General features: G+C 61.5%; 1 protein-coding gene. It reads left to right on the forward strand.

What is annotated here, in order from left to right; genetic code table 11:
* On the forward strand, window positions 1-5898 hold a 5898-nt coding region (locus tag F4Y00_11445), incomplete at both ends, for a hypothetical protein (GenBank protein ID MYE05568.1).

A 5898-nucleotide genomic window follows, 5' to 3' on the forward strand; every position in this document is an offset into this window, starting at 1 on the left:
ATTCGGGAGAGACGACGCTGCGTTACCGGTACCGTTTGACGGCGACCTCCCGGGCGACGGGTTTGTCGTCGCATGAGGAGGTGGAGGTGTATGTGTCGAGCCATCGTCCGGGCGTGTATTGTCCCCTGGAAGTGGTGGTGCAGGAGGGCGAGACGGTTGCGCTCGACTGCGAGGGGGTGGATCCGCTATCGTTTCGCATGGACTACGACGAGGAGGCTGCGTCGGTGTTGTGGGAGTGGGAGGGTCTGTGGGGCACGAGCACAGCGCCTCTTGCCGCAACGGACCTTTCGTCGCCCTTGTTTACGGCGCCGCCGGGCAGCGCGGGCGCCGAGTACCACTACATCGCGAGCATGACGACATCGGCTTCGGGCGCGCCGCGGATGGCAAGAAGAAGGGTGACGGTCAGGGTGATGCCCGAAGAGAAAAGCGCGCAGGCTACGAAAGATATCGCCGCATTGCCGCCCAGCCTGGATTGCGGAGATTATTCCGTGTATACAGGCGATCCGGATTTTCAAATCACATGCGAGATAGATTTTTACGATGCGCACGACCAGAACGATGTGCAGGATACCTGGCGCTGGTCGAACAGTCCCAATGCAACGTTTCCCGGCAACCACAAAGAGCGTTTGAGTTCCACAACGGCGCGCAATCCCATATTCTATGTCCCGGATTCCCTGGCGGCAGGCCGGGAATTAATGATCTACGACTATGAGGTCAAGGTCCGTTATTGTATTCCGTCGTTGCGACCCGACCCCCTTGAGCTGGAGTGGGTTACCAGATCGACGCGGGTCGAAGTGCGGGTATATGACACGGCGAAGCCGTTCGACGTCAACTGCACCGCTCTCTACTCGGTGTACGAGGGAGCGAACGATTTTCCCCTGTCCTGTTCGGTTGCGGACGCGCCTGATGGGGTGGATCTGACCTATGCATGGGCGGCTCGAGGCGGCACGGCGAATACGAACAGATTAAGCGATCCGGGCATTCTTGCTCCGACGTTCGACGTGCCGGGAAGTGTGAGCAGTAATGAGCGATACGAATATACGTTAACGGTGTCGGCAGGCGCGGGCGAGGCTCGCGCCGACGTTACGGTGAACGTTTTAAATAAGCCGACTATCTACCACTGCGGTGTCTCCGCCGGCGGTCATACAAGATATGATCCCGTTTGGGAAGGGTCCGGGGATCGTGTACAGTTAGGATGTTCCAGTTCGTACATCGACGCCTACTTCTTTCCCCTCATCCCCCCGGACCTGGATTACACGTTCAAATGGACGGTGCGCAGCGGTACGCCGGCGGAAGCTATTAATCAATTGAGCGATGCAAACGTACTCCGGCCCTGGTTCTCTGTCCCGAATGAAGTGGATCAAAACACGGACTATAGTTACAGGCTTGAAATCTCGGCTCCGAATGCGGTAGGAGGCGTGTTCTGGGCGAAATATTGGCGGGATTATACTGTGCCGGTACGCAACAAGCGGCCGCTGAAGCTGGTGTGCGAGTCTCCTGTTACGGTGTACGAAGGCCAGGCGGACGTAGACATGAATTGCACGGCGTCGCGCGCTCCTTCGGGTCCCGCGTTCAACTACGTCTGGACGGGTCGCGACGGTACCGAGGTTCCGGGCAGGTTGAGCAGTACGACCATTGCGAAGCCGACGTTCGACGTGCCCGATGAGGTGGCCGCGAACGAGACGTACGAGTACACGCTGACGGTTTCTGCGACGAATCCGGTGGAATCCGCCTCCGTCGACGTTACGGTGCAGGTGCTCGACAGGGAACCGCTGGATGTGGCGTGCACAATGCCTTCTCCGGTGTACGAGGGGGCACCGGACTTCGCTCTGGACTGTTCGGCCTCGGGCGAACCTCCGGGTTCCACGATCGCCTACGAGTGGAAGGCTCGCGGCGACACGCCGGATACGGGCAGGTTGAGCAGTACGACGATCGAGGATCCGACGTTCGACGTGCCCGATGAAGTGGCCGCGGAAGAGACGTACGAGTACATGCTGACGGTAACCGCCGAGAATGCGGAGCCTGACTCGGCAAATGTGACAGTGACGGTGCTGAACAAGGCGCCGCTGACCCTGGTATGTACGCCTCCCGATCCGGTGTACGAGGGAGCGGCGGACTTCGCTCTGGACTGCTCGGCTTCGGGCGCGCCTGCGGGTTCCGCCTACGAATACGTCTGGACGGCCTCTGGCGACACGCCGGACACGGCGCTTCTGAGCCGGGCGGACATTGCTTCGCCGACGTTTCTTGTACCTGACGACATAGCCGCAACGACGACGTACCGGTACCTTCTGACCGTCACTGCGCATGGAGCGGAAGAGGCCACGGAGGAGGTGGCGGTGACGGTGTGGAACAAGGCGCCGCTGACGGTGGTGTGCACGCCTCCCGTTCCGGCGTACGAAGGCTCGCCGGACTTCGCTCTGGACTGTTCGGCCTCGGGCGAACCTCCGGGTTCCACGATCGCATACGCGTGGAAGGCCCGCGGCGATACGCAGAACACGAATAAGTTGAGCAGTACGACGGTCAAGGATCCGACGTTCGCCGTGCCGGAGAATGTGGATGCGGACACGGACTACGAATACACGCTGACGGTAAACGCCGAGAATGCGGAGTCTGCAGAGGCGGAGGTGACGGTGACCGTGCTGAACAAGCCCCTGATCGCGCTGGTGTGTACGGATCCCGTTCCGGCGTACGAAGGCTCGCCGGACTTCGTTCTGGACTGCGAAGAGGCTTCCGGGGCGCCTTCGGGTTCCACGTACGATTACGCGTGGACGGCCCGGGGCGACACGCAGGATACGTCGCTGCTCAGCGCGTCGGACATTGCTTCGCCGACGTTCGCCGTGCCGGAGAATGTGGATGCGGACACGGACTACGAATATACGCTGACGGTAACCGCCGAGAATGCGGAAGCCGCGTCGTTCGACATGACGGTGACGGTGCTCGACAAGAAACCGCTGAATGTGGCCTGCGCAACACCTTCCCCGGCGTACGAGGGCTCGGAAGATTTCGCATTGGACTGCACGGCTTCCGGGGCTCCTACGGGTTCGGAGATCGCCTATGCGTGGACGGCCCGGGGCGATACGCAGGATACGTCGTTGCTTATAGCGGGTACGGACGGCCCCGCGCCGACGTTCGCCGTTCCGGACGCGGTAGACGAAGAGGAGACGTACGAATACCTGCTTACGGCGAGCGCGGAGAATGCGAAAGACGGTACGGCGGAGGTAACCGTGAAGGTGCTTGAACTTGGCTTGATCGTGCTCGTTTGCACACCGATTCCATTGACGTACGAGGGCTCGGAAGACTTCACCCTGGACTGTTCCGTTTCAGGGGATACGGGGGGCGTCGATTATGCGTACGCATGGACGGCCCGGGGCGATACGCAGGATACGTCGCTGCTCAGCGCGTCGGACATTGCTTCGCCGACGTTCCACGTTCCGGACGAGGTGGATGCAAACGAGACGTACGAGTACCTGTTGACCGCGAGCGAAGAAACGGTGGAAGACGCGACGGCGGAGGTAACGGTGACCGTGTTGAACAAGGAGCCGCTGTCGCTGATATGCACGCCTCCCGCCCCGGCGTATGAAGGTTCTCCGGATTTTGCGCTGGACTGTCTGGCGTCGGGCGCTCCCGCGGGTTCCGATTACGCGTACGTCTGGACGGCTCGGGGCGACACGCCGGACACGGCGCTTCTGAGCGCTTCGGACATTGTTGCGCCGGTGTTCCTTGTCCCCGACGACGTGGCTTCGACGACGACATACGAGTACTTGTTGACGGCGAGCGCGGCGAATGCGCAAGACGCTTCGGCGGAGGTTACGGTGACCGTGCTGAACCGCGGGGCGCTCGCTGTCGTCTGTACGGATCCTGTTCCCGTGTACGAAGGATCGGCAAACTTCGCGCTGGACTGTTCGGCGTCGGGGGCCCCTGCGGGCTCGAGCTACGACTACGCATGGACGGCTCGGGGCAATACGCAGAATACGTCGCTTTTGATAGCCGGTACGGACGGCCCGACCCCGACGTTTTCGGTGCCGGACAACGTGGCCTCTACGACGACGTACGAGTACCTGTTGACGGCAAGCGCGGCGAATGCGCAAAACGGTTCGGCGGCAGTTACGGTGACGGTGCTGAATTCGGGAGCGTTGCGTGTGGTATGCGCATCGCCGCTTTCCGTCTATGAGGGATCGGAAGATTTTGCTTTGGACTGCGAGGCATCGGGCGCTCCAGCGGGTTCCAATTACGCGTACGTCTGGACAGCTCGTGGCGATACGCAGGATACGTCGCTTTTGATAGCCGGCACGGACGGCCCGACCCCGACGTTTTCGGTGCCGGACAACGTGGCCTCGACGACGCGGTACGAGTACCTTTTGACGGTCAGTGCGGCGAATGCGGAGGACGCGAAGGCCTGGGTGACCGTTACCGTGCTGAATCGCAGCGCGCTTGCGGTGTCGTGCGAGGATCCGGGTTCGGTGTACGAGGGATCGGAAGATTTCGCTCTCGATTGCGAGGCGTCGGGCGCGCCTGCGGGTTCCGATTACGAATACACCTGGACGGCCCGGGGCGATGCGCAGGATACGGGGCTTTTGAACGCGACGGACATAGCTTCCCCCACGTTCTACGTGCCCGAGGAGGTGGACGCGACGACGACGTACGAATACCTGCTTACGGTCAGCGCGGAGAATGCAGAAGACGGGACAGTTGAGGTAGCGGTGACCGTGTTGAACATGCCTGCGCTTGCAGTGACATGTGCAGACCCCGGTTCGGTATACGAAGGCACGGACGACATTGCGTTCGATTGCGAGGCGTCGGACGCGCCTGCGGGTTCGGACTACTCGTACGCATGGACGGCTCGAGGAAATACGGCGAACACGGATCTCCTGAATGCCACGGACATTCCTTCGCCGACCTTCCATGTGCCGGATGAAGTGGACGAAACGACGACGTACGAATACCTTCTGACGGCCAGTGCAGAAAATATAAAGGACGGGGTTGCGGAGGTCACGGTAACGGTGTTGAACAAGCCTGCGCTTGCGGTGACATGCGCAGATCCCGGTTCGGTGTACGAAGGCACGGCAGACGTCGCGTTCGACTGCACGGCGTCGGGGGCGCCTGCGGGTTCGGACTACTCATACGCCTGGACGGCCCGGGACGATACGCAGGACACGTCACTTCTGAGCGCTTCGGACGTTGCCTCGCCGACGTTTTCGGTTCCCGAAGAAGTGGATGAGACGACGACGTACGAATACCTGCTTACGGTCAGCGCGGAAAACGCGGAAGACGGCGCCGCGGAGGTTGCGGTGACCGTGTTGAACAAGCCTGCACTTGCGGTGACGTGCGCGGATCCCGGTTCGGTGTACGAAGGATCGGACGACATTGCGTTCGATTGCGAGGCGTCGGGCGCGCCGGGGGACAACCCACAGTACACATACGCCTGGACGGCCCGGGGCGATACGCAGGATACGGGGCTACTGAGCGCGACGGACGTTGCCTCGCCGACGTTTTCGGTTCCCGAAGAAGTGGATGAGACGACAACGTACGAATACCTGCTTACAGTCAGCGCGGAGAACGCAGAAGACGGCGCCGCGGAGGTTGCGGTGACTGTCCTGAACAGGATACAGACGCCCGAACCCGAGCCTGTTTCGCCTCCGCTTGCTTTTTCGTCCGATCCGGACTCTTCCTATCTGCCGGCGCTTGGCGTAACGGTAAGCGCCTCGCCCCTGCGTTTCGGGGTGCAGTCGGCCGATACGGAGGTGTCGCTCGATCCGATGACCGACGGCATATCGACCTACGTATCGGGTCCGTACCACGGAGGCCGCATGACGCTTTCGCCGGGCGGCGGCCAGGCGACGGGCGAGAACGGAGAGATGGACCTCTCCATCGAGCTGGTCTCCCCGGTCGTGCTCAAAC

This window comes from Bacteroidetes bacterium SB0662_bin_6, assembly GCA_009839485.1.
Lineage (GTDB): Bacteria > Bacteroidota > Rhodothermia > Rhodothermales > VXPQ01 > VXPQ01.